Below are 22,927 nucleotides of genomic sequence, written 5' to 3' on the forward strand. Positions count from 1 at the left end.
GTGCTCTTCCTTTGATCACGAAAGGGGTTTCTGGAGTCTCCATATACCCAGGTCTCCTGACTCTCGGCTCGTCCTACTCTCTGCGCCTTCCCATCCTTGTGGACAGTGGCTGAGTGCAGATTTCGTCCCCGATCACAGTTGCGGACCAGTGGCGGCTTCTACCGCGCTTCCCTTGGGGTACATGGGCTATCGATGCATTGGATTGAAAAAGTTACTGCTCTAGTAGGCCTCCCTTCTGTTACGCCACCCGGCACTTGGGTTTGATCAGTGCGGTCAGAAACGCCAGCAACACCGCGCCGAGCACCATAATCGTGAGACCCAGATCGCTGATCGGCAACGCAAACGAGGTGGGCTGGAGTAATTTGATGATCCCGACGACGTAAGCCAGCCCTACGACGGTCAGCGTCATCATGCGATTGCCTTGGATCGCCATCGTGGTCGCCGCCAAATACATCCGGCGTACAACAAGGCCGTTGAGGGAATCGGTAACGACCATCCCCAGACTGAAGGCCACGCCGATCAGCAGCGCGCCCAGCAGGCCATAGCCCATCGTGCCGGCCAAGGCCCAGGCCGACATCTGGCTGGCGGTCTCGAACCCCAGCCCGAACAACGCGCCGATCGGCACGGCGCTCATCGGGTGTGTGATGTTGAGCAACTGTCTGGGCAAAAAATGGCCGATGACCCCGTGGCTCGGAACCGTCATTCCAGCCGGCAATGTCATCAGCCTGGCGAGGTTTAATGTCCCAATGGCGAACAACAGGCAGGCCGACAACACCCCACTCACGTGCAGCACAGAGTCGTTGAACGATTGCAGATACTCCGCCGCCAATGCGATCAACCCCGCAATCAACAGGACGGAGAGGGCATGCCCGAACGCAAACCATGTCCCCACCCACCGGCTCATTCTCGGATGCCGATCGACAGACGCCCTCGTCATGCCATCGATGGCGGTGAGATGGTCTGGGTCGGCTCCATGGCTCAAGCCCAATGCGAAGGCGAGACCGAGCAAGGCCCAGAGACTGCCATCAGCTGGATTCATAGGCTCCCTTGTGGCCCATAGTTCTCACCCCGAAAACTCTGACGCATCATTCACCGTGGTAACACCGGGCAGAGGCCGGTAAGACGCCAGAGCAGCTCACAGTCGAGATGCCCACGCACCACGGCGTCCAGCCGGTCGTACTCGTCCTGTTTCGTGGGAATGCGCCGGATGATGTCGCCTGCGAAAATCCCCTTGCGCCGACGCAGGAAAGAAAGAGTCCGCGCCCTGATCACCTCATTCTCGAACAGGCCATGCAACATGGTACCCACCACCATCCCATCGCTGCTGAGAGCCCCGTCACTGCGTACCTCTGTGCGCCCGTTCCGCGACTGAATCTCGAAGGGGCTCGCCTGCTGATTATGTGGCACCACCATTCCCATATGGATTTCATATCCATGGACCGCTTCTTCGAGCCCCACGCCATCGGTGAGAAACGAGGGGCACAGCACGCGGGCTAGAACCTGCGTCGTGACTTTCTCCTGCTCGAAGTGGGTTCCTAGGGCCAGCAGTCCCAATCCCCGTACGTGAGGCTCCGCCGATTCCACTCCGTGCGGATCGTCGATCATCTCACCAAGCATTTGGCATCCGCCGCATACACCTAAGAGCGGTCCACCCTCACGGGCGCGCGCCTCAATCGCGCCGGCGAAGCCACTGGCACGGAGCCACGCGAGATCTGCCACTGTGCTCTTCGAACCGGGAAGAATCACGAGATCGGCACCCGCAACTTCGTCAGGCTGCTCAACGAAACGCACAACAACACCAGATTCATGTTCCAATGCTTCGACATCGTCGTAGTTGGAGAGGTGCGGCACGCGCACGACCACGACATCTAGTTCCTGCTGGGAGGGTCTACGCCGAGCCATCCGCGCTTCAAGCGATACGGAATCCTCGTCGGCAACGCGGAGGTCTTTGATATAGGGCACGACACCCAGCACCGGCTTGCCTGTGCGCTCGCTCAAAAACTCGAGCCCCGGTGTGAGCAACGCCAGGTCGCCGCGAAATTTATTCACGACAAAGGCCGCAACCCTGTCCCGCTCGTCCGGCTCGAGCAGTTCCATCGTCCCGACAAAGGAGGCGAAGACGCCGCCTCGATCGATATCCCCCACCAGAATAACCGGCGCATCCGCCAGCTTGGCCACATGCATGTTAACGATGTCGCGATCCTTCAAATTGATCTCAGCCGGGCTCCCCGCCCCCTCGATCACAACCAGATCGTAGTTCGATCGAAGCCGAGTCAACGACTCCGCAATCACGGTCGTGAGGCGCGGCTTATACTCGTGATACTCGGTCGCCAGCATGCTGCCGATCGACTTGCCGAGTACCACGACTTGGCTGCGTCGATCACCTTCGGGCTTGAGCAGGATCGGATTCATGTCCACGCAGGACAGAATACCGGAGGCCTCGGCCTGCACCGCTTGCGCCCGCCCGATCTCCAGGCCATCGATGGTGACGGCCGAGTTCAGCGACATGTTCTGCGACTTGAAGGGAGCGACGCGCAGTCCTTCGCGGCGGAAAAACCGGCAGAGGGCCGTGACCAGGAGACTCTTCCCTGCAGACGAAGCCGTCCCCTGGACCATGATCGTGGGGGCCAGTCCGCTCACCGGACCCTCCTGGCATGGGCCGAGCAGGCCTGCACGAAACCCTGAGCCAAGCGCGGGTTCGAGGCCCAATGGGCATGGACATAGGACGCCAGCGTATTGCCCTGACGATAGCCCTCCTGAAACGGCTCTCCCCCGCGGCGACGGCGGACATGGTAGGTGCACTCGACTTCTGCCGGAAGGCGAAAGTCCGAATAGCGAAATTGATGGCCTCGAAATTTTAAGCCCGCCGGACCGAGCATCGTCGCGTCCTTCGTGTCCACCTCGACATATCCGAGCGCCTGCAAACGATCTTTCATTTCCGCTTCGCCTGGAATGAGCCCCACCATGGGATGCAGCACGCCATCGAGCGTCTTGATGCCGTTGGACAAATACATGAGCCCGCCGCATTCTCCATAGATGGGGCCATGAGCTTCGGCAAACGAGACCACATCCCTACGCATCGAAAGATTCCGCGACAGCTCCTCCGCATGAACCTCCGGGTAGCCGCCACCGAAATACAGACCGTCCACATCCGGCAGATGCGTATCGTGAATGGGAGAAAACCGCACGAGCTCCGCACCAAGACTCTCAAGACGGCGGAGGTTGTCGTCATAATAGAAATGGAACGCCTCGTCGAACGCGAGACCAATTCGACAGCTGGCTCCCTCACCGACGATCCGTTCCATGGTAGGAATTTCAGGAAGAACCGGCGTGGATTGCGCCAGCGCGATGATCGCATCGACATCGCACCACTCACTCACCCGATCGCCCCACGACACAAAGACATCCTCCGGGACCGTCGCCCGGTCTGCGCTGCGTAGACCCAGATGCCGATCCGCGAACGCCAAAGTAGGTTCCTTAAGAAGCCCCCCCATGACGGGAGGCTCGCCACCCGTCGCCTTGCGGAGCAATTCCAAATGCCCGCGGCTGCCGAGCTTGTTACAAATGAGACCGGCAATCTGCAAGCCTGCGTCGAAGGTCGAAAACCCTTTGGCTAGCGCCGCAATGCTGCGAGCCATCCCTCCCGCATCGCACACGAGCAGCACCGGCGCTTGGAGCCACTTGGCGATCTCGGCCGTCGAGCCTTCATCGCCCGTCGGTGACGCGCCGTCGAACAACCCCATCACCCCTTCGATTAATGCAATGTCTGCCCCTTGCGACGCGCGCATAAACGTCGAAAGGACCGCCTCACGCCCCATCATCCATCCGTCGAGATTGTGACACGGCGCATCAGCCGCACGAACATGATAGGTCGGATCGAGATAATCGGGGCCACACTTGAAGACGGCCACTCGCAACCCCCGCGCACGTAACGCCCGAACGAGCCCGACCATGACGGTCGTCTTGCCGACGTTGCTAGCAGTGCCGGCGATGACGAGCCGTGGAATCGTCACGAACCAATCTCCGGCTGAGCCTTAACCGCACATTCGAATGGATAGGTCATTGGGCTCTGCCTTCCGCGGAGTGTATCGGTGCAGGTGTCGCTTGCGCTCCGTCGATCCGGCTCGACTCAAGTGCGCGGAGGAGATCGGGCCTGGGCCGCGCGTCCCAGCGGTCATGAAACACCAACTCATGCAGCGGCAGTCGTGGCAACCAGCCATTACTCTCAAAAATTGGCCGCTCAGGAAAACTCTCCACGAACCCGACGCAGAGATAGGCCACCGGAACAATCCGTTCCGGAATTCCGAGGATCGTGCGAAGGACCGCCGGCTCCATAATACTCACCCACCCGACACCGACCCCTTCTGCCCGAGCTGCCAACCAGAGGTTTTGGATCGCGCAGCACGTGCTATACACCGCCGTTTCTGGAATGGTGTTCCGCCCGATCACCGTCGGCCCGAACCGCTCCTGGTCGCAGGTGACACAGAGATTGAGGGGCGCATCAAGGATCCCTTCCAGCTTGAAGGAGAGATACTTCTCGCGGCGTTCCTGATCGAACGTCTCCGCCGCGCGCAGCCGTTCGGCCTCAACATGGGCTCGCACCTGCGCACGAACCTCACGATTCTCGACCACAAGAAAGTTCCAAGGCTGCGAGAGCCCAACCGACCCGGCCTGATGCGCTGCTAGGAGAATACGGGCCAGGATCTCGTTTGGAATGGGATCGGGGAGAAACGCTCGCATGTCGCGGCGGCGCGTGATCGTTTCGTACAGGCCGCGGCGCCAGGCTTCCGGAAAGGCATGATCCGTCATAGTTTCCCCACCATCGACACCACAAGCGAGACCAACGAGATCACAGTATCTTCCTTCGCCAACGATACAGACCGAGCCCCACATTGACGCGCCGCGGCCTCGGTCTGAGGCCCGATCGCCGCCATCGGCAGACCCAACAGAGGCTTGCCGACATCACCAGAAAGCACGGTGCGAGCCGCCGAGGAGCTGGGCAGCACCACAAGATCGATTGGCGGCAAGGGAGCCGTCGGCATCCGGTGCACATACCGATAGGCGGCCACCGCTTCGACCTCCGCGCCGACCTTCGTGAGTTCGTTGTATAAGTTGGGGCGGCCCCCCTCCGCTGTTACGAGAAGGAATCGCCCCTTCTGAAAAAACGACGACTGCTCTTCCACCGCTTCCTGACAGGCGCCTCGCAGCGAAACTTCGGCAGCGAGGCCATGGCGTGACAACGCCTGCGCCGCCGCTGCCCCGACTGCGATGACCGGCACGTCAAGGGTGGGACCATGGGACAAGATCGCATCGACACCGGCCGCGCAGCCGAAGACGATGCCGCGGAATTCATGGAGGCGAACTAGCGCGGTATCGAGGGGAGACCCTCCACTGAGAGAGACCGCTTCGACCTCGGGACTTTCCAGCACCTCGGCACCGAGCGCGCGGAAATCGCTAGCCATGGCAGAGCGGCCAGGGCGCGCGCGGGCGACCAGCAGGCGGCGTCCCGCCAACGGACGGCGCTCGAACCAGGCAATCCGTTCACGCAATCCGACGACATCACCCACGATGACGAGAGCCGGAATAGCAAGATCAACGTGCTGTATTTTTTCCGGAAGGGTCGCCAGGGTTCCGACAATGACGTTCTGTTCTGAAGTGGTGGCGGAAGCGATATAGGCAGCGGGAGTCTCAGCGGAGCGGCCTGCCTGAATCAATCGCTGAAGATTCGCCGAAAGTTTTCTGGCAGCCATGAACAACACCAGAGTGCCCTTGCCGCTGGCAGCCTTGGACCAATCAGTGAGACTCCGGCTCCCCTCGACATCGTGGCCGCTCAGGAAGGTCACATCGGAGGCATGCAGCCGATGGGTCAGAGGAATGCCCGCATAGGCAGCGGCGCCAAGAGCCGAAGAAATGCCTGGAACGATCGTGCAGGGAATGCCTGCTTCCGCCAGCTCCTCCGCTTCCTCCCCGCCCCGCCCGAAGATCAGCGGATCTCCCGCCTTCAAGCGAATGACGGTCCTGCCTGCCTTGACGCGAGCCAGCACCTCCGGATGCAATCGATAGCCTATCGCGCCCTCACCATGACGCCGGCCCACCGGCAGCAGTTCAGCCTCCGACCTGACGAGAGAAAGAATAGCTTGCGAGACCAACTCATCGTAGGCCACGACATCTGCGGCACGCAGCAATTCCAGCGCACGGACCGTGAGCAACCCTGGATCGCCTGGTCCTGCCCCGACCAGATAGACCATGCCTGTTCGAGTTTCCGGCTCAGTCGGCACGCATCTCTCCTTGCGTCTTCACCGCAGGCTCGCCCTTCCGGAACCGATGGGTAAACTCTGGATCGTACAACTTCGAATTGGCAAACTCGGTCGCCGTGAGCACACGCCCCACCAATACCATCGAGGTCGAATTGAGCTTGGCCGCTCTCACTTTGTCGGCAATATCCGCCAGGGTCCCTGTGACAATCACCTGATCTGGCCACGACGCCTTATGCACCACCGCCACGGGACAATCGGCTCCATACGACGGAGTCAAATCACGAACGACATCCTTGAGAAGCGTGATACTTAAAAATAGCGCCAAGGTTGCTTGATGCTTCGCCAGGGCTTCCAGTTTTTCTCCCTCCGGCATCGAGGTCCGCCCCTCCGCCCTGGTCAGAATCACCGTCTGAGACAGTTCCGGCAGGGTGAGTTCTCGGCCCAACGCCGCCGCCGCCGCGGTGAAGGAGGAGACACCGGGAATAATCTCGTAGCCGATCCCCAACTCCGTCAACCGGCGCATCTGTTCGGCAGTGGACCCGAAGATCATCGGATCACCCGTATGGACCCGCGCCACATCCTGGTCCGCATCGTGGGCGGCCACGATCACCTCGACGATCTGTTCGAGCGTCATCCCCGACGAGTCCATCACCTTCGCGTCAGCCCTGGCACGGGCGATGACTTCCTTGGGGACCAGCGAGCCTGTGTAGAGCACGACGGGACAAGACGCGATCAACTCCGCTCCGCGAAGCGTGAGCAGTTTGGGATCGCCCGGACCCGCTCCAATAATATAGACACGCATCAAAACTCCTTTACGTACACTTCAACACGGTCTCTCGCACAATCTGCCAAATCTCTGCCGGGATTTCGCCTAGCCACCGCGCGTCGATCGTGCCACCAGGCACCGCGCGGTTTTCCTGCTTGGGATCGGTCACCAAACGCCAAAGGCGATCGCTCACCGATCCATTCCGCTGGATGACGAACCGATCGACCAGCAACCGAACCAAGACTTCTCCCTCGACGTTCATGGTCACGTACGGTTGCGGAATCTGAACCGGACGAAGGGGCGAGAGCCTGATAAAGGGCCGCTCCATGGCATCGATCACGCCAGGAGACTCGAACCCCACCGCGACGAAATCGCAGGGCTCCTTGGGATTGCCCACCAGAAAGAACTGCCCTTCCGTCTCGGCCAGAATGGCCCCGGCTAAACGTCCGACCAGCGCCATCAGTCCGCCTCCGACGCAGGAGGCACGACGAGCGAGAACCCCGGCCTCTGACCGGGAAGCACGGCCCCGTCGAAACGATACTTGTTGGTATAGCCGCGCGGCGTGACCATGTAGCCTTCGAACATGAAGGTATTGCTCGACCCGATAATGACGGTGGTCAACATCCCGATCTCGTAATCCAAGAAGGTGTCCAGATCGGTCAGAATGACCTGCTCCATATCGCGATAGGCGCTCTTCACGAGGGCCACTGGCGTGTCTCCCTCACGATGACGCCGGATAATCGCCTGGGCATCCACGATCTGCCTCGTGCGCCTGCCGCTGGCCGGATTGTATAAACCGATCACGAAGTCCGCGCTGGCCGCCGCCTCGATCCTGCGCTCGATCACAGACCAGGGGGTCAGCAGATCCGACAGCGAAATCGAGCACGAGTCATGGACCAGCGGCGCGCCGACCAGGGAGGCGCAGGAATTGAGCGCGGTCATCCCTGGAATGAGCCGGAGCTCCGGTGAATCGCCCCTCTTCCAGCCCATTTCTTTCAACACCTGAAAGACCAAACCTGCCATGCCGTAGACTCCCGCATCGCCAGAGGAGATCAACGACACCGTCGCGCCATCTCGTGCCCGTTCAATGGCGGCACGGGCACGGCCAATCTCTTCCGTCATCCCGGTCTTGATGATCTCTTTTCCTTCGAGCAGATGGCGGACCAGCTTAATATAGGTGCTGTAGCCGACCACGAGCTGGGACTCGGCAATCGCCTTCAAGGCCGCCGGAGTCGCATGGTCCTGCGCGCCAGGCCCAATCCCCACGACATAAAGAATTCCTCTTGCCTCGCTCATAGGCTGCCCACCTCCATCGGCCGTTTCACGAAGGCCCGCCGCGCCACGGCCAAGGTCATCGAGCGCCCCGCTCCCGGCTCCGTATAAATCTGCTTGGGCACGAGGAGCTCCTCCACCCCTGCCGCGAGCAATGCCGCCGGCTCCGAAACCCCGCGCGAGCCGACATGCTGCTTCACCGTCTCCGAGGGATTCTGGATGCCCGGCACCGCGTCCAATTGCGCAGCCGGATAGAGACGCAACGGCCAGCCATATTTCTCGCTCAAGGCCAGCAATGCCGGCTCATCCTTCTTGACGTCGATCGTCGCCAGCTCTTTCACCGACTTGGGGGAGAGGCCCTGTTTGGCCAAGAGGGCCAAGACTCCCCGCTCTACCAGATCGGGAGCCGTTCCCCTGTCGCAGCCGATCCCCAACACGAGACTCTTCGGACGATAGATCACGGCATTCGTCCAATGGGCCGGATGCGACAAGCCGATCTCGCGATCCGTGGCGATCAGCAGAATTTCAAACTCGTTCGGATCCACTCCCTCTAGCGACGTCGCATAGCGGACACCTTCCGGCAAGGGCTTCTCAGCCGGCCACCAGTCCGGCTCTCCCGTTTCCTGCACAAACAGCACCTTGGTCGCATTCACCACCGCGGCGCAGCCCCTCGTCACATTGCGGTCCATATCGTCGAGCGTCCATCCAAGATCGCGGCCCAGAATATCTACGGTCAACGTGCCAATTGCATCAGACGCAGTCGTTACCACCGACTGCGCACCCAAGGCGGTCGCGACTCGTTCGGTAAAGATATTGCCGCGCCCGACGTGGCCCGACAGGACACAGATCGAAAACCGCGCGGCGTCGTCGATGCAGACTACCGCCGGATCGACCTTCTTGTTCTTCAAGAGCGGCGCAATCATCCGCACCACGGCTCCGACACTGATAATGAAAATATGGCAATCGTACGCAGAAAAGGTCTCGGTCAACGCCGGGCCCATCGGAAGCGGCAAGCGTCGCGCACCGGCCGGCGCCGAGGCGATCAGCTTCTCCGAAACGAAGAGGTCCGCGCCGGACAGGTGCGGCAGCAAGCGGGAGGCAATCGCAATCCCATGCTTCGTAATGGCATAGACGGCAAACGGTGTGCGTTCGGCGGTCATGCCCTGGTCTCTCTGACGGCCGGGCGCGGCGTGGCCGGGACCACACCTGCCAACAATCCGCTCCGTTCCTTGCGCGACACAATCATCATCGCAAAGCAATCGCCCCGCTCGGTTTGGATCGTGCGGATGTCCCGAACGATCCGCTGTTCAGCCATCGTGGCCTTCGACACATAGACCGCCCGGTCAGTCAGACCCTGCTGCTCCAGCGCCTCAACGACCTTGGGGATCTCGGTGCCCATCTTCATCAAGACGACGGTGTCGAACAGTTCCAGCACCTGACTCAAATCCTCGACTCCGTAGCTTGCGGGGAGGATGGCGATCCGCTCTTGCCCGTCGGCCAGAGGAATGCCGGTCACGGACGGCACGGCCATGATCGACGAGACGCCTGGAACGACTTCGATACGGATACCCGGCCAGCGCAGCGGAGCTTCCCGCCGCAGATAGATGAATGTGCTAAAGAGCGAGGGATCGCCTTCCGTCGCAAAGGCGACCGACAGCCCTTTTCCCAAACGCTCCCCGATAGCCGTGAAGGCCGCATCCCAGGCAGGCCGCAACCGCTCCGGATCCTTGTTCATCGGGAACGTCAGAAAGATGCGTTCCTGTCCGGGAATCTCGCCCAAGGTCGGCTTGAGAATTTTCCAGGCCATCGACTCTCCGTAATCGGAGCTGCGCGGCAGGGCAAGAACCTGCGCCTGCTTCAGCACGGTGAGCGCACGCAGCGTGATCAGATCCGGCGCACCGGGACCGACCCCGACGCCATATAATGTTCCGTAGTTCATGAGACCGCTCCTGTCTGACTGGGCTTCTCGACGGCAAAAATTTGAATCGGGTTCAAGGCTTCGTAACGAAGGTAATGGGCCAAGGGTTCGGCGCGCGAGACTTGCAGCAACGTGACATCCGGCACCAACCCGCGCTTCCGCAAGGTCTGATAGGTCTCCGCGACATTCTCCAACGTGATGGCATTCACGACGAGGCGTCCACCTGGTTGCAGCCGGTCCATGACAACGTCGATGATCTCTTCCATGCTCCCTTTGCTGCCCCCGATGAAGACGGCATCGGGCGCTTCCAAGCCTGCCAGCGCCTCCGGCGCCCGGCCTGCGATGACGCGCACATTGTCCACCGCATGGGCCAACAGATTGTCGCGGCAGATCTCGACGCCCTCCGAATCGACCTCGATCGCGTAGACCAGGCCTTTCGGCGCAAGCAACGCCGCCTCGATCGACACCGATCCGGAACCGGCCCCGATATCCCAGACCACGCTGTCCGGTCTGATCCCCATCGCGGCCAGCGACAACAATCGCACTTCACGCTTCGTAATGAGGCCCTTCTTCGGCATCCGCTTCGCGAATTGATCCTCATGGAGAAACGGAATGGTGCAGGGCGCGCGCCAGGAGGGATCGGAGCGGACGAGCACCAACACATTGAGCGGCCCGACATCCTGACAAGTCGCAAGCGCCGCGATGTCGAATCGCCGAACCTTTTCATCCGGACCGCCAAGATTCTCACAGACCCAGGCCTCCCAGGCCGTCTCTCCATGGAGGACCATGCGCTGAGCTAACACCGATGGCGAATTCTTTTCATCAGTGAAAATCGCCACCTTCGCCTGCCCCTTGAGCCTGGTGAGAAATCCCTCGGACGAGCGGCCATGCAGAGACACAAAGGCTGCGTCGTCCCACTTCAATCCAGCTCGCGCAAAGGCCCATTGCATCGAACTGGGCTGCGGCAACACCTCGACATGCTCGGCACCTAGCCGCTGAATCACCAGGCTGCCGATGCCGAAAAACAACGGATCGCCGGACGCCACCACACAAACATTCTGTTCCTCTGCCAGTTCCGCCACCCGGTCGAGCACCGACACCACGCCGCTCTTGAGGACAATCTTCTCGCCCTGAAACTGCGGGAAGAATTCAAGATGGCGCTCCCCGCCCACGAGCACCCCCGCCTTCATGACCGCATTCACGGCGCGGCTCGTCAGGCTCGCACAGCCGTCGTCCCCGATCCCGATCAAGGTAATGGGGCACCTTGGACTCATGCAGGAACCTTTGCTGATAGGAGCAATAGAGCATGGATAATCGCGACGGCAATGGGGCTGCCCCCCTTGCGGCCGCGCGCCACGATAGAAGGAGTCAAAAGTTCTAATATGACTTCCTTGGACTCAGCCGCCGACACGAACCCGACCGGCACCCCGATGATGAGAGCCGGCGTCGCTCCCTCCTCGCGAATCAAGCGGGCCAACTCCAATAAGGCAGTCGGGGCATTGCCGATCGCCACCACCGCTCCATCGAGCAGATTGAGGCGATGCGCCTTTTTCATGGCCTCGATCGCGCGTGTCGAGTTGTTGGCCTTGGCCGTCGCAATCACATCCTCGTCCGAAATAAACGAGTAGACCTTGCAGCCATAGGAGGAGAGCCGCTCCTCGTTCAGGCCGGCAGAAATCATCTTCACATCGACCAAGAGAGGGCAGCCTCCTTGAAGGGCCGCCACCCCGGCGCGCACCGCATCGGGATGGAATCGCATCAGGGTCTTAAACTCGAAGTCCGCCGTAGCATGGATCACCCGGCGCACGACTTGCCATTCGTCCGGGCCGAAATCGTGCAGACCCGACTCCTGGTCGATGATCGCGAAACTGCCATCCTCGATGCTCCGTCCGAGCGCGGTCATCTGTCTCATATCGTTCATATCTGAACCTCCGGGTAACGACCGAGCAACGAGCCGCCGAAATCTACCAGACAGGTTTCCACCGCCAGCTTGCCGCCCGCGTGAACCTGACAATGTTCGACAACCCTCTTGCAAACCAACGACGTGATACCGACGAGGCCTGCCTCGCGGCATAATTCCAACACATGGCGGGCTGTAATGGCCTGGCGGATAGCGGCCACCAACTCGTCCGACGCCGATAACTCGGCTGCCAGCGACGCCAGAAATTCCATATCCACTTCCGATCCGGCGGCATGCGTCTGCATCTTGCCGTTGGCCATCTTCGACAATTTTCCCATCATCCCGACGATGATGGCTCGCGCGATCCCTCGCTTCGCACATTGTTTGATTCCGACGCCGATGAAGTCGCCCACCTGGATAAAGGCCTGCTCCGGCAACTGCGGATAGAGCGCCATCGCATACTGCTCCGATTTGCCGCCGGTCGTGAGCACCAGCTCGCGCAGACCACCGGCCGCGGCCACATCGATCTCTTGCATGACGCTCGCCTTGAACGCCGCCGTCGAATAGGGCCGCACAATGCCGGTTGTGCCGAGTATGGAGATGCCGCCCAGGAGGCCAAGCCGCGCGTTGGTGGTCTTCTTAGCCATCTCTTCACCGCCCGGCACGCTGATCGTCACCACCGCGCCCTCGTAGGGAGCGCCGGCCAATTCCTCCCCCACCATCTCCGTAATATTGCGCCGTGGAACCGGATTGATCGCAGGCCCGCCAATCTCCAAGCCCAACCCAGTCTTGGTGACGGTGGCTACGCCCTGGCCTCCCCTGATCTCGATGCCTGGTTCTGCTCGCAGCTCCACTTCTGCTGTCAACTCGGCCCCATGTGTACAATCAGGATCGTCGCCGGCATCCTTGATGATGCTGCAAATCGCGCGGCGGTCCATTCGCTCACAACGGGCGAGCGCGAACGTGACGCGCGTCCGATTCGGCAGGGTCGTTTCAATTTCAGACAGCATGGCACCCTTCACGAGACAGCGGGTCGCAGCCTTGGCCGCTGCCGCGGCACAGGCGCCTGTGGTAAATCCTGTGCGCAGCCCCTTTCGATCTTTCGGCGGTACGCTCTTATCCATCACTCATGTCCCGCTAGCCCACTAAAACACTCACGAATCTTTGCCGCACGTTCAGGGCTGTAATGCTCTGCCTTCGCCCGATTCGTACCCCGGAACGTCACCCGACAGAGCAACTCCCCATCCGGCCCTGCTAATTCCAGCGCCGCATTGGCCTCATCCTGCTGTCGATAGAGAAGCCTGCTTCCAGCCTCGATCTTGAGATGCACATGGGTCTGTCCCTCTTCGCCCAGCGTGACCCACTCAGCCCCCTGCCGCACAGTGAGGAGGCCATGGACCTCGGCGATCGCGCCGGACGAACGAACGATGACGCTCGTCTCCCCAAACCCAAGTGCAGTTTCCAGCGCGGCAAGCATCTGCTCCCGTCCGGTCATGCGGACTTCTTCGGCATATTGAAGAACGACTCCACCTGCTCCTTGCTCACGGCCACTCCTGCCGCCACCAAATCGTCGAGCAATGCCAGGTTCACGACTCCATCGCCCGCAATGAAGGCCTGAGTGAGATCGCCACGCGACAACACTTCACAAAGCATGGCTCTGGCATGAGGAACCCGCTCCGGATGACCAACTGCGGGAATCGCCTCGATTCGCACCTCGCCACAAGCCGCGGGAACCTGATTCTTCACGAACTCGTCCGGGAGAAAATACTCCGCCGAGTCGCGCAGCCACATGAGCCGGGCCTGAGGGAGCAACGGCGCAAAACGGGTCGCGCGTAAGAGTCCCAGCGCAGCGGTGATCCCTGTATCCGTCGCCAGGATCAAAGTCCTGCCTGAGACATCCTCTCTCGGGAAAAACTTGCCCCAGGGTCCGCTGAACGAAACGTCCGTTCCCGCTGCCAGTCCGTGCACGAAGGCGGAACCCAATCCATCGGGAATACGCTTCACCGCGAGTTGAAAGCGACATTGTTCCGCATCGCCGGTGAGGAGCGAGTAGGCCCGCTTGACGGCTTTGCCGTTCGGCAACACGATTCGACTATCAAGGATGAGGTACTGTCCGCCGACGAACCCCAAGGGCTCGGCCGCGCACAGATCGAGGAGCAGAGTATCGGGCCCCAGCCTCTCGGTTCCCACCACTCTGGCGATCTTCGCTACGGCCATTGCTGCTACTCCGCCGGATAAATCTCATGAACAAAGTCATGCATCTCATCGAGGTCGCGATAGAGGTGAGTGAGCCCTTCGATCTGATGGGCCAGATCGAGATCGACCTTCTTCGTGAGCACCACCAGCGTACGCAGATAGGGCAGCTTCGGATCGTCGGCGCGGGTGGCAGACACGCGCTCTTCAAGCGCAGCTACCGCCGTCTCATAAAACTGCTTGAGCGTGGCCAAGTCCTTGGCGCCGCACATGGAACGAATCGGTCCCGGTTGATCGGCCCCGGTCCCCAGCTCCGCCAACTCATGCTGCCGTTCGGCTTCGTTCTTCACTCCCAACACTTCCATCAAACCTAGCCGCAGCCCTGCGATTTCATGACAGGCCATCGTCTCTCCTCCGTTACTGCATAATGTTATCGACCAGGCGACTGACGAGCCGATCGCCGAGCAGATGCTCCTCGACCAACTCCTTCGCATCCGTCTCTTTCACACCCCGATACCAAATGCCATCAGGATAGACCGCGACCGTCGGTCCTTCCCCGCAGCGGCCCATGCAGGAGGTCTTCGTCACGCGAATATCCTGATCCCGCCCGGCGTCCTTCAACAGCCGCCGCAATGTGGCAATGAGGGGAATGCTCCCGCCATCGGCGCAATCGACATTCCCGCAGACCAGGACATGTTTAGCCAGCGGGCGGTGGGCATGCACGTGCGGCATGGCCTGCGCATGGGTGAATCCGTGCCGCAGACTCCAGAGCAGCGCTTTGAGCCCGCCCACATGCTCGGTCACAGCGGATACCGGCACACGATACTGACAGGTATCGCAGGGGAGTGGCCGTTCCCCTGCCGTCGCTTGCGCAAGGCGCTCGTCCATCAAGCGGAGCAACCGGTCGTCGACGCCCAAATGGGGTGCCAATTCGGTCTTGATCCAGGGATAGCGAGCTTGAAACGATTCCACCTGCTCGCGAATTTTCGTGATCAGTCTTCCGCCGAAGAGAAAGTAGGGAGCCACGATGATCCGCTCTGGGCGCGCGCGCGCGACCAGCTCCACCGTCTCGTCAAACAGCGGTCTCGTCACGCCGATGAAACAGGGCACCACCCACCCGATCTCGCGCCCCTCGGCAAGAAGACGAACAACTTTACAGAAGTCCCCGTTCGCATCCGGGTCGCTTGAACCACGGCCCACGACCACGACGGCAGTCTTCGCGGATTCACGGGCACCCTCCAGCGCCGCCCGCGCCCGCTCAAAGGCCAGCTCCACGAGATTGGGATGGATGCCCAAGGCATTGGCCACGATAAAACGGACGGAGGGAAACTCTTGCCGAGCCTGCGAGAGCGCGAGCGGGATATCGTTCTTCACATGCCCCGCGGCAAAAAGGAACAACGGCAGGACCACAACGGAATCGGCTCGCTGCGCCAACTCACGAAGCGCGGTGGCCAACGACGGGCGGGCCAACTCCACATAGCCATGCGCCACATCGAGATCAGGACGCGCCACGCGATAGGCATTGACTAAGGACTCGAACTCAACATTGGCATTGGGATCACGACTGCCGTGCCCGACGATGAGCAATCCCGTCGTCATGCAACACAAACCGTGGGAGAGGCTGCCGGCATAAAAAAACCTCCAGCTCCACAACAGGAACAAGAGGTCGCATGCCAAAAAGGCAGGAGAGATCCTCCGTTACCGCGCGGAGAAACCGTACTATGTCAGCTCGGATAGGTCTCCTGGCTCATAGGTTCAGAAGGTCGAACCTTCAACGCTACCCCCAGCCTTCCCCAACAAGTTTGTCGAGTGGCTAAAACGGGGGAGCTTCCCACTTACAGTGGCGGGACCGCGCCGGTTTTTCACCGGACTTCCCTGTTACGCCCTAGCGGGCATCCGAGAGATTACTCATATCAGCCAAGATACCTAACGCGGGCTAGTCCACCCTGTCAAGGCTGAAATATCATGAGTGCACGCGATCCGAAGCAGCTTTACGCGAACTGCGCGACCACAAAGCCCAATAACTTACCAAGACATGCACTGAGACCGGTTGTTTATTTAGTTGCCCAGGCTCACCACAGTGAAAAAGCGCAAATATTTTCAGCTCCTTATAAAGATACAGCGCGGGCATGTCCTGAAAAGGCGAGTATCGTTGCAGTAACAATCTCAAAAGTGATTGTCAGTAAAACAGTGTTTCCTTCGTGCGTTTAATGAAACCTCTGTTTTCCGAGAAGCAAATTGCGACGGCCTTGCGGCAAATCGATGCGGGGGCACTGATTCCGGAGGTAACGCGGAAGCTGGGGATCAGTGAGGCGACGTACTACGTCTGGCGGAAACGCTACGGCCAGATGGCGATCGCCGAGATTCGGCGGTTACGGCAACTGGAGGCAGAGAACAGCAGACTCAAGCAGCTCGTGGCGGATCTGACCTTGGACAAAGTCATCCTGCAAGAGGTGCTCGCACAAAAGGCCTGAAGCCCACGCGCAAACGCGCCCTCGTGCGGGAGGTGCTCGGGCACTGTCCGATTGGAGTGCGACGGGCCTGTGGGCTCCTGCGGTTGAATCGAGCGTCGTGGTATTACCGACGCCATGGGCGGGACGATACGGCGATTCGCATGCGGCTGCGGGAGCTGGCCCAAGCTCGCCCGCGCTTTGGCTATCTCCGTCTGCACGTCATGCTTCGCCGCGAAGGCTGGGTAGTGAATCGGAAGCGGGTGCATCGGATCTATCGGGAAGAAGGGCTTACGATGAGATTACCGCGCCGTCGCAAACGGTCGAGTCATCTGCGGGTCGTGCCACCACACCCGAGTGAGATGAATGAGCGGTGGAGCATGGATTTTGTGGCGGACACGTTGCTGGATGGGCGGCGGTTTCGCGCACTGACCGTCGTGGATACCTATAGCCGGCACAGTCAATTAATCGAGTCCGATTTCACCCTCCCGGGAACGAAAGTCGTGGCGGCTCTGGAACGGGTGGCGAACCGGAGCGGCTACCCGCAGATGATCACAGTGGACAATGGGAGCGACTTGACCTCGAAGGCACTTGACGCCTGGGCATACGAGCACGGAGTGAAACTCGATTTATTCGGCCCGGGAAACCCGTGGAGAATGCGGTGATTGAGAGTTTCAATGGGCACTTTCGAGACGAATGTTTGAACGCGCAGGTGTTCGTGTCGTTACACGATGCGCGACAGAAGATTGAAGCGTGGCGAATCGATTACAATGAGCACCGGCCGCATGGTTCACTGGGGGACTTAACGCCCCAGGAGTTTGTCGAACAGGCGGTCCAAACCGGGCTGCAGGAAGCATCGAATTTCCAGCACGGCGTGGACTAGTTTTCAGGGAAGGGTCAGAAGGAGCGCATTTCCAGTTTTCAGCAGTCTAGTTTCTGGGGAGGTCTCATCATTTGTCCTATCCCCCGCTCCATCTGCACAAAATATGGGAGCAGCGGCGCAGCGCCCAGACCGTCAGATCAAGCCGAAACGGCTGCACCGGATACAATGCAAAGCCGATCTCCTTCATGATTCACAACCGCCTGCCCGCCCCGATGTGCCGATTATTCCTGCATCGCCTGCCGCCTCTCCCACGCCAGCTCTCTCATGATCCTTCCTCTTGTCCGTCATTCAATCGGCCGGCGATGAATTGCTCGGCCCGTGAGGCTGCTCAAATCGCTTCCAGCGCGTCCTCAAGATCGGCGATGACATCTTCGATATCCTCGCAGCCAACGGAGATTCTTACGAGCCCGCTCGTAATCCCCTGCCGCTCCATGATGTCTTTCGGTGTCGCGACATGGGTCATCGACGCCGGATGTTCGATCAACGTATCGACCGTGCCCAAGGATACCGCCAAGGTGCAGAGTTTCAGTTTACTCAACAACCGCGTGGCCGCCTCGAACCCGTCGGCAAGCTCGAAACTGAAGCAGCCGCCAAAGCCGGTCATCTGTCGGGCTGCGACATGGTGGCCGGGGAACTGGGGGTCGCCTGGATAGTACAGCTTGCCGACTTTGGGAACGCTGGAAAGAAACTCAAAGAGCTTCATCGCGTTGTCGTGATGCCGCAGCATGCGCAAGGAAAGGGTTCTGATGCCCCGCAACAGCAGATAGGCATCGAACGGGCTCAGAATGCCTCCGGTGTCACGACGATAAATGCGAATTTTTTCGGCCAGCTCTGAGCGCGCCACAACAATCCCCCCGATCACGTCCCCATGGCCGTTAAGATACTTCGTGGCGCTATGGAGGGAGATATCCGCGCCGTGATCCAGTGGTCGCTGAAAGTAAGGACTGGAGAAGGTGTTATCGACAATCGTCAAGATGCCTTTGGGCCTGGCCAGTTCGGCGATTGCCCGGATATCCGTGATCTTGCACGTAGGATTGGCGGGGGTTTCAAAGAAAATCACTTTTGTCTTGTCCCGTATGGCATCTCTTACGGCCTGCTCATTCGAAGTATCGACCACCGTGGAGGTAATCCCCAGATCTGCCAGGCGCTCCGTGATCAGATGGAGGCTTGGACTATAGAGCACCTCCCCGCAGATCACATGATCACCGGCTTTCAGAATACTCAATAAGCTCGCATGGATAGCCGCCATTCCCGAGCCCAATGCGACAGCGGCCTCCCCGTTTTCCAGGTTCGCAATCACCTGCTCGAGACCTTCGACGGTCGGATTTCCCACCCGACTGTAGATATGCCCGGCGCGACGCCCCAGAAAAAGATCCGCGCCTGCTTCGGGAGAATCGAACGAAAACGTCGACGTTAGGAACAGGGGCATCGCATGCGCGTTCAACGGCTTCTGTTGTCCATCGGCATGCAGTTGTCTGGTTGTAAACCCATGCATGGCTCGCCTCCTCTGTCAGTGTTCGTCGAGCTTATGAGCGAGCAACCTTGTCTCACACAGCATACCGTAATCATCCCAGCTCTCAGGCGGAATTGCCACATCGGTAATCTTGTTCTTCTCATCCAGGAGCAGAATTACCCATCTCCTTTTCAGCAAGTGGCCGAGCTTTTCTTCGACAGAGGGCCGGACTTCCGTATGGTGTTCTTTCCCGGTTCCTGCTGCACATCATGGTCATCAGGACGGGGGCTTCCCCTATTGCGGCCTCGATGTCGCTCCTTTCGTTGTCGTGACCTGCCCGGGCAAATTGGGTCCAGGGTGAATGTTAGACTGGACCAGTGAGATGCGAGCTCTTTTTAGGCTAAGCGAAATCATCCGTTGTATTCCGCCAGAGGACAACTGAGCTTGCCTATGAATTGACCAGATTTTTTCGGGAGTATCTACTCGCGACGTGAATTTCGACTGAACCTCAGGCCCGCAGGGGCCCACCGTCTTGCAGAAACAGAACGGCCTTGGCCGCTGATCGTTCGACAACGGGCGACACGTGAGGAATGTCATTCCGGCCGGATAGGGCCCACGCACTGCAACAACGCATAATGGGCGCCGCCCGTCATCGACGGCTTCCTGGGCACTGTCGCCCACGGCAAACGCTACTGAAAATGTGAAAACGGATCGTTGGAACTGACGCGTTTCTTGAAGGCCGGTAGTCGGTCGTTGGCAGCATATGTGCCGCCGGGTGAGTGTCTCAGTTCGGCCAACACCGGTCGGTGGCTCTTGTTTCCCAAAGCGGTCGTTCGGCTCGAAACTACGTCATCAAGATATCTGCCGGACTGCGCACTCCCGCCAGCGAATTATTCATTAAGTGAGTGTAGATCATTGTAGTCTTGACGTCTTTGTGTCCCATCAACTGCTGAACCACGCGAATGTTGTGACCGGCCTCCAGCAGGTGAGTCGTAAAAGCATGCCTAAAGGTATGGCAACCGACTGGCTTGCCAATGTTGGCACGTCGTACCGCTTCCTTGACCGTTCGTTGCAGCGTCTTCTCATGGATGTGGAATCGCACTGTTCGCCCTGTATAGGGATCGCGGCAATGCGATGTCGATGGAAAGATAAACTGCCAAGCCCAAAGATAACCTGCCTTGGGATATTTGCCCGCAAGAGCAAGCGGTCGTGGCGCCTCACCCAGTCCCCTGTTATACTGCTTTCAGTTCAATTCGCACGGAGAACAACATGAGCACAAATGTAATAGTCACTTTTAAATCGAAGCCAGAAAAATTAGCGGAGTTTGTAAACCTGCTGAGCCAAGCAAAAAATGATCTCCCTAAAGTCGCTGGCTGCAAGGTCTTTCGAGTATTCAATGATGTCAACGATCCTTGTACTTTTACGCTGGTCGAGACCTGGGAATCTGAAACCGATCATAAAAAAAATATCGAAAGCATGGTGGCATCGGGTTTTTGGAGCCACCTTGCTACACATCTAGCTTGCGATCCAACCAGCGGTTACTACAAAGAGCTCTAAGGCATTGCAATAGCCTACCATGGTGTTCAAGAGGGTCGCGCCAAAAGCGGCGCGTCCCTCAACTTTACCTTAAACGTCCGCTTTTCGAATCCTGCTACTTCCGCTTTGGGTCGGAAGCAGCCATTCAGAACAGCGAGCAAACCTCAATCCAGCGCCCAACCTGACCCGATTCGGGGAGTCAATCAAGACTCGCACGACACTCTTCGCCTTGGGCAGTGAGGGCGGCTGGTTTGCAGCATTTTGAGTGGCTGCGTTGGAGCAGAATCGGTGGCCGGTTTGAGCAGAATACGCAATCAGAACGCAGATACTCATTCGATCCCCGTTCCACATGGATAGAAAGAGCACAATCCTAAGAAGGAAGAGAGTATCCCTTCAGAGGGCCCAGTGAGTGAAACGAGCACAGATACATAGACTTATGGACTAGTGCGGGGATTGTCCAAGCTACCAACAGCTTGAACAACCCCCGGGTGATGCACTCTTAATCAGGGAGCACCCTGTGTCATGTAGTGACTTGAGTGAAACGCCATAATCAGAATGGATAACTATGCCGCAGCAAACTTAAGTAGACCAAGAGACAATCCCCAAAACCAGGTACCGTAAAAGGTACCGCTGTACCTTCGGTTTTTCCGTTTACGCATCGTTTACGGTCGATCGCGTAACTAGTTTACGCGGATCAGTCAATCGAAGAGGCGTAAACAATTTTACAACCCTGGCAGGGAGACTGCATTAATATATATATAAAACAATGGGTTCGATAAGTACTGTTTGAAGGAATCCAGTCCCCGCAACCAACCTTCTCTCCTCTCTTTCAACCACATACAGCAGTTTCAGTCCAGACATCGGCACTCGCACGAGCAGCCATGGACTGCTCCCCTAGAGTGAGACGCAACGGATTGGCGCACTTAGCACCAGACGGATGGTGAAGAAACGCGCGGGGGAATTTGCAGTACCTTTCGGCAGGTGGCAGTGGAGCGGCCCACGCCGTACGACGCTCGCAGGGAACTCGACGTCAGTCTAAAGGGACTTTGAGCGCTGACATCAGCCAGGAATCATGTTGAACCAGCAGGAAGGGGTGCGAGGTTTACCTGGAATGGCTTGCCCGCTTACCAGCAAGGACTGTCCCGATATGCCTCCAACGGCTTCAGTGTGTGCCCGAATGTGATCCAAATAGAAGTAGCTTTGTTTCGGTCGTACTAGCGCAAGTAGGTCTTTGCCAGGTCCCAATAGAGGTTATATCGGAACGGTGCTCGCTGTATCAGTCTCATAAGTCGCTGCCTCGCGCTACTCAGATGCCCTTCTATGCAATCCATATATGCCAATTCGCGTTCAACCTGCAGAAATCTCTTGCGTATGATGGCCAAATCCGGTGCTTGGGGACGATTCTCGTATAAAGCGGGCAGTAGTACACCAAACATCTTCCCATACTCCTCCAGGAAGAGTCGCTTGTTGGACGAAACGCTTCCGCCTCGCCAACGATACTTCGCTAACGGCTCATTGATGTATCCAAATTCCCATCCCTTCAGTGACACCATAATCCAATGCAAATAATCTTCTGTTGCCATAAATTGCTCATCAAACCCACCAACCTCTTCGATACACTCCCGTCGTTCAATGACCGATGGAACCTGGATGTGACAGCGTCGCAGAAGGTCTTGCAGACAATAGCCTGAGGGAACGGGCCTAGCGGTTTCCACATTAAAGCGCGCACGGATGACCTTCTCCTGTTCATCAATAACGGTTACATCGCTGTGCACAAGGCCGCATTGGGGATGGGCATCCAAGAACGCGATTTGACATTCGAGCTTCTGCGAATACCACATATCATCGGCGTCCAGATACGCGATAAATTCGCCGGTCGATACGCTCAGGCCGCGGTTTCTAGCGTTGGATACACCAGCATTGGCTTGATAAATACATCGTATTTTTCTGCCGTAGGACTCAAGAACGTCTGCCGTCTGATCGGTTGACCCATCGTCAATCACAACCACTTCGTAGTCCCGATAACCCTGGTTCAGGACGCTGTCGATGGCAGCAGAGACCCACTGCATAGAATTATAGGCGGGGATGATGACGGATACACGTGGCATGCGGGCGTTCCCTGAACAATGCTCTGCAACGCACGATGCGCAGATCAGGGAAGAACTACTCTGATCCCCGCGAACGTTGCAATTGTCCCCTGGAGTGCTTTGTCACAAGAATAACTGCCTTGTGCTCACTGCCCTCAACATGTCCGGGAATGGCCTGCGAATACGGCGCACGATCCTCTCGGCTGACGGCC

Annotated in this window: 22 protein-coding genes, 1 pseudogene and 2 riboswitches; of the genes and pseudogenes, 3 read left to right on the plus strand and 20 right to left on the minus strand. The window is 58.8% G+C overall.

Annotated features, from left to right (window positions below):
* Positions 1-49: 49 nt before the first annotated feature.
* Positions 50-174: riboswitch (cobalamin riboswitch) on the minus strand.
* Between the two features lie 64 nt (positions 175-238).
* From NSND_RS12080 to NSND_RS12160, 17 genes are read right to left on the minus strand one after another with little or no spacing between them, the layout of a single operon-like run.
* A complete protein-coding gene (locus tag NSND_RS12080) occupies positions 239-1,039 on the minus strand; it encodes a HoxN/HupN/NixA family nickel/cobalt transporter (protein ID WP_080879245.1) in 801 nt (266 codons plus the stop codon).
* Positions 1,040-1,089: 50 nt separating this feature from the next.
* Positions 1,090-2,640 carry a cobyric acid synthase gene (locus tag NSND_RS12085; protein WP_200810525.1) on the minus strand — a complete coding sequence of 517 codons (1,551 nt, stop codon included), beginning with the start codon at positions 2,638-2,640 and terminating at the stop codon, positions 1,090-1,092.
* On the minus strand, positions 2,637-4,013 hold the full coding sequence (locus NSND_RS12090; protein ID WP_080879246.1) for a cobyrinate a,c-diamide synthase: 1,377 nt from the start codon (positions 4,011-4,013) through the stop codon (positions 2,637-2,639). Before NSND_RS12090 ends, NSND_RS12085 begins: the two co-directional genes overlap by 4 nt.
* 46 nt (positions 4,014-4,059) lie before the next feature.
* Positions 4,060-4,809, minus strand: coding sequence for a 5,6-dimethylbenzimidazole synthase (gene bluB / locus NSND_RS12095; protein ID WP_080879247.1), 750 nt, complete (start codon positions 4,807-4,809; stop codon positions 4,060-4,062).
* Positions 4,806-6,278, minus strand: a complete 1,473-nt coding sequence (cobA, locus tag NSND_RS12100) for a uroporphyrinogen-III C-methyltransferase (protein ID WP_080879248.1) — start codon at positions 6,276-6,278, stop codon at positions 4,806-4,808. The genes bluB and cobA overlap by 4 nt, the downstream gene beginning before the upstream one ends.
* Positions 6,268-7,059 carry a precorrin-4 C(11)-methyltransferase gene (cobM, locus tag NSND_RS12105; RefSeq protein WP_080879249.1) on the minus strand — a complete coding sequence of 264 codons (792 nt, stop codon included), beginning with the start codon at positions 7,057-7,059 and terminating at the stop codon, positions 6,268-6,270. The genes cobA and cobM overlap by 11 nt, the downstream gene beginning before the upstream one ends.
* A gap of 10 nt (positions 7,060-7,069) precedes the next feature.
* Positions 7,070-7,483, minus strand: a complete 414-nt coding sequence (locus NSND_RS12110) for a precorrin-3B C(17)-methyltransferase (RefSeq protein WP_080879250.1) — start codon at positions 7,481-7,483, stop codon at positions 7,070-7,072.
* Complete coding sequence (gene cobJ / locus NSND_RS12115) at positions 7,483-8,319, minus strand: precorrin-3B C(17)-methyltransferase (protein ID WP_080879251.1); 837 nt, start codon at positions 8,317-8,319, stop codon at positions 7,483-7,485. The genes NSND_RS12110 and cobJ overlap by 1 nt, the downstream gene beginning before the upstream one ends.
* Entirely contained in the window at positions 8,316-9,455 is a 1,140-nt protein-coding gene (locus NSND_RS12120; RefSeq protein ID WP_080879252.1) for a cobalt-precorrin 5A hydrolase, read from the minus strand. Before NSND_RS12120 ends, cobJ begins: the two co-directional genes overlap by 4 nt.
* Complete coding sequence (gene cobI / locus NSND_RS12125; RefSeq protein WP_080879253.1) at positions 9,452-10,234, minus strand: precorrin-2 C(20)-methyltransferase; 783 nt, start codon at positions 10,232-10,234, stop codon at positions 9,452-9,454. The genes NSND_RS12120 and cobI overlap by 4 nt, the downstream gene beginning before the upstream one ends.
* A complete protein-coding gene (cbiE, locus tag NSND_RS12130) occupies positions 10,231-11,487 on the minus strand; it encodes a precorrin-6y C5,15-methyltransferase (decarboxylating) subunit CbiE (protein ID WP_080879254.1) in 1,257 nt (418 codons plus the stop codon). Before cbiE ends, cobI begins: the two co-directional genes overlap by 4 nt.
* Positions 11,484-12,134 carry a precorrin-8X methylmutase gene (locus NSND_RS12135; RefSeq protein ID WP_080879255.1) on the minus strand — a complete coding sequence of 217 codons (651 nt, stop codon included), beginning with the start codon at positions 12,132-12,134 and terminating at the stop codon, positions 11,484-11,486. The genes cbiE and NSND_RS12135 overlap by 4 nt, the downstream gene beginning before the upstream one ends.
* Positions 12,131-13,237: a cobalt-precorrin-5B (C(1))-methyltransferase gene (locus NSND_RS12140; RefSeq protein WP_080879256.1), complete on the minus strand. Its 1,107-nt coding sequence runs from the start codon at positions 13,235-13,237 to the stop codon at positions 12,131-12,133. The genes NSND_RS12135 and NSND_RS12140 overlap by 4 nt, the downstream gene beginning before the upstream one ends.
* Positions 13,237-13,608, minus strand: a complete 372-nt coding sequence (locus tag NSND_RS12145; RefSeq protein WP_080879257.1) for a hypothetical protein — start codon at positions 13,606-13,608, stop codon at positions 13,237-13,239. Before NSND_RS12145 ends, NSND_RS12140 begins: the two co-directional genes overlap by 1 nt.
* Positions 13,605-14,330: an FAD-dependent oxidoreductase gene (locus tag NSND_RS12150; protein ID WP_080879258.1), complete on the minus strand. Its 726-nt coding sequence runs from the start codon at positions 14,328-14,330 to the stop codon at positions 13,605-13,607. Before NSND_RS12150 ends, NSND_RS12145 begins: the two co-directional genes overlap by 4 nt.
* Positions 14,331-14,335: 5 nt before the next feature.
* Positions 14,336-14,710 (minus strand): DUF3209 family protein, encoded by a 375-nt coding sequence (locus NSND_RS12155; protein WP_080879259.1) that lies wholly within the window; start codon positions 14,708-14,710, stop codon positions 14,336-14,338.
* Between the two features lie 13 nt (positions 14,711-14,723).
* Positions 14,724-15,905 carry a CbiX/SirB N-terminal domain-containing protein gene (locus NSND_RS12160; RefSeq protein ID WP_080879260.1) on the minus strand — a complete coding sequence of 394 codons (1,182 nt, stop codon included), beginning with the start codon at positions 15,903-15,905 and terminating at the stop codon, positions 14,724-14,726.
* Positions 15,906-16,020: 115 nt separating this feature from the next.
* A riboswitch (cobalamin riboswitch) is annotated at positions 16,021-16,221 on the minus strand.
* 50 nt (positions 16,222-16,271) lie between these two features.
* Between NSND_RS12160 and NSND_RS21000 the strand changes: the two genes are divergently transcribed.
* Both NSND_RS21000 and NSND_RS21005 read left to right on the plus strand, forming a co-directional pair.
* The gene (locus NSND_RS21000; RefSeq protein WP_143833536.1) at positions 16,272-16,517 is read left to right on the plus strand and encodes a hypothetical protein; all 246 of its coding nucleotides are present in this window, start codon (positions 16,272-16,274) and stop codon (positions 16,515-16,517) included.
* A pseudogene (locus NSND_RS21005) lies at positions 16,517-17,639 on the plus strand (IS3 family transposase). Before NSND_RS21000 ends, NSND_RS21005 begins: the two are co-directional and overlap by 1 nt.
* A gap of 328 nt (positions 17,640-17,967) precedes the next feature.
* Here NSND_RS21005 and NSND_RS12180 read toward each other — a convergent pair.
* The gene (locus NSND_RS12180; RefSeq protein ID WP_080879262.1) at positions 17,968-19,134 is read right to left on the minus strand and encodes a trans-sulfuration enzyme family protein; all 1,167 of its coding nucleotides are present in this window, start codon (positions 19,132-19,134) and stop codon (positions 17,968-17,970) included.
* An 802-nt stretch (positions 19,135-19,936) separates the two neighbouring features.
* Positions 19,937-20,194, minus strand: coding sequence for a tyrosine-type recombinase/integrase (locus tag NSND_RS22160; protein WP_200810526.1), 258 nt, complete (start codon positions 20,192-20,194; stop codon positions 19,937-19,939).
* 167 nt (positions 20,195-20,361) lie between these two features.
* On the opposite strand from NSND_RS22160, the gene NSND_RS12190 reads away from it, so the two are divergent.
* A complete protein-coding gene (locus tag NSND_RS12190) occupies positions 20,362-20,649 on the plus strand; it encodes a putative quinol monooxygenase (protein ID WP_080879264.1) in 288 nt (95 codons plus the stop codon).
* Between the two features lie 1,193 nt (positions 20,650-21,842).
* Here the strand turns inward: NSND_RS12190 and NSND_RS12195 are convergent.
* Positions 21,843-22,736, minus strand: a complete 894-nt coding sequence (locus NSND_RS12195) for a glycosyltransferase (RefSeq protein ID WP_080879265.1) — start codon at positions 22,734-22,736, stop codon at positions 21,843-21,845.
* Positions 22,737-22,927 lie beyond the last annotated feature (191 nt).

Source organism: Nitrospira sp. ND1 (genome assembly GCF_900170025.1).
GTDB lineage: Bacteria > Nitrospirota > Nitrospiria > Nitrospirales > Nitrospiraceae > Nitrospira_A.

Bases quoted from the DNA above. Each gene is read 5' to 3' on its own strand.
- NSND_RS12080 (WP_080879245.1), bottom strand. From the start codon at position 1,039: ATGAATCCAGCTGATGGCAGTCTCTGGGCCTTGCTCGGTCTCGCCTTC.
- NSND_RS12150 (WP_080879258.1), bottom strand. From the start codon at position 14,330: ATGGCCGTAGCGAAGATCGCCAGAGTGGTGGGAACCGAGAGGCTGGGG.
- cbiE (WP_080879254.1), bottom strand. From the start codon at position 11,487: ATGAGTCCAAGGTGCCCCATTACCTTGATCGGGATCGGGGACGACGGC.
- NSND_RS12155 (WP_080879259.1), bottom strand. From the start codon at position 14,710: ATGGCCTGTCATGAAATCGCAGGGCTGCGGCTAGGTTTGATGGAAGTG.
- NSND_RS12195 (WP_080879265.1), bottom strand. From the start codon at position 22,736: ATGCCACGTGTATCCGTCATCATCCCCGCCTATAATTCTATGCAGTGG.
- cobI (WP_080879253.1), bottom strand. From the start codon at position 10,234: ATGAACTACGGAACATTATATGGCGTCGGGGTCGGTCCCGGTGCGCCG.
- NSND_RS12160 (WP_080879260.1), bottom strand. From the start codon at position 15,905: ATGACGACGGGATTGCTCATCGTCGGGCACGGCAGTCGTGATCCCAAT.
- NSND_RS12145 (WP_080879257.1), bottom strand. From the start codon at position 13,608: ATGACCGGACGGGAGCAGATGCTTGCCGCGCTGGAAACTGCACTTGGG.
- NSND_RS12135 (WP_080879255.1), bottom strand. From the start codon at position 12,134: ATGAACGATATGAGACAGATGACCGCGCTCGGACGGAGCATCGAGGAT.
- NSND_RS12190 (WP_080879264.1), top strand. From the start codon at position 20,362: ATGAGCACAAATGTAATAGTCACTTTTAAATCGAAGCCAGAAAAATTA.
- NSND_RS21000 (WP_143833536.1), top strand. From the start codon at position 16,272: ATGAGTGCACGCGATCCGAAGCAGCTTTACGCGAACTGCGCGACCACA.
- NSND_RS12110 (WP_080879250.1), bottom strand. From the start codon at position 7,483: ATGGCGCTGGTCGGACGTTTAGCCGGGGCCATTCTGGCCGAGACGGAA.
- cobJ (WP_080879251.1), bottom strand. From the start codon at position 8,319: ATGAGCGAGGCAAGAGGAATTCTTTATGTCGTGGGGATTGGGCCTGGC.
- cobM (WP_080879249.1), bottom strand. From the start codon at position 7,059: ATGCGTGTCTATATTATTGGAGCGGGTCCGGGCGATCCCAAACTGCTC.
- NSND_RS12140 (WP_080879256.1), bottom strand. From the start codon at position 13,237: ATGGATAAGAGCGTACCGCCGAAAGATCGAAAGGGGCTGCGCACAGGA.
- bluB (WP_080879247.1), bottom strand. From the start codon at position 4,809: ATGACGGATCATGCCTTTCCGGAAGCCTGGCGCCGCGGCCTGTACGAA.
- NSND_RS12120 (WP_080879252.1), bottom strand. From the start codon at position 9,455: ATGACCGCCGAACGCACACCGTTTGCCGTCTATGCCATTACGAAGCAT.
- NSND_RS12180 (WP_080879262.1), bottom strand. From the start codon at position 19,134: ATGCATGGGTTTACAACCAGACAACTGCATGCCGATGGACAACAGAAG.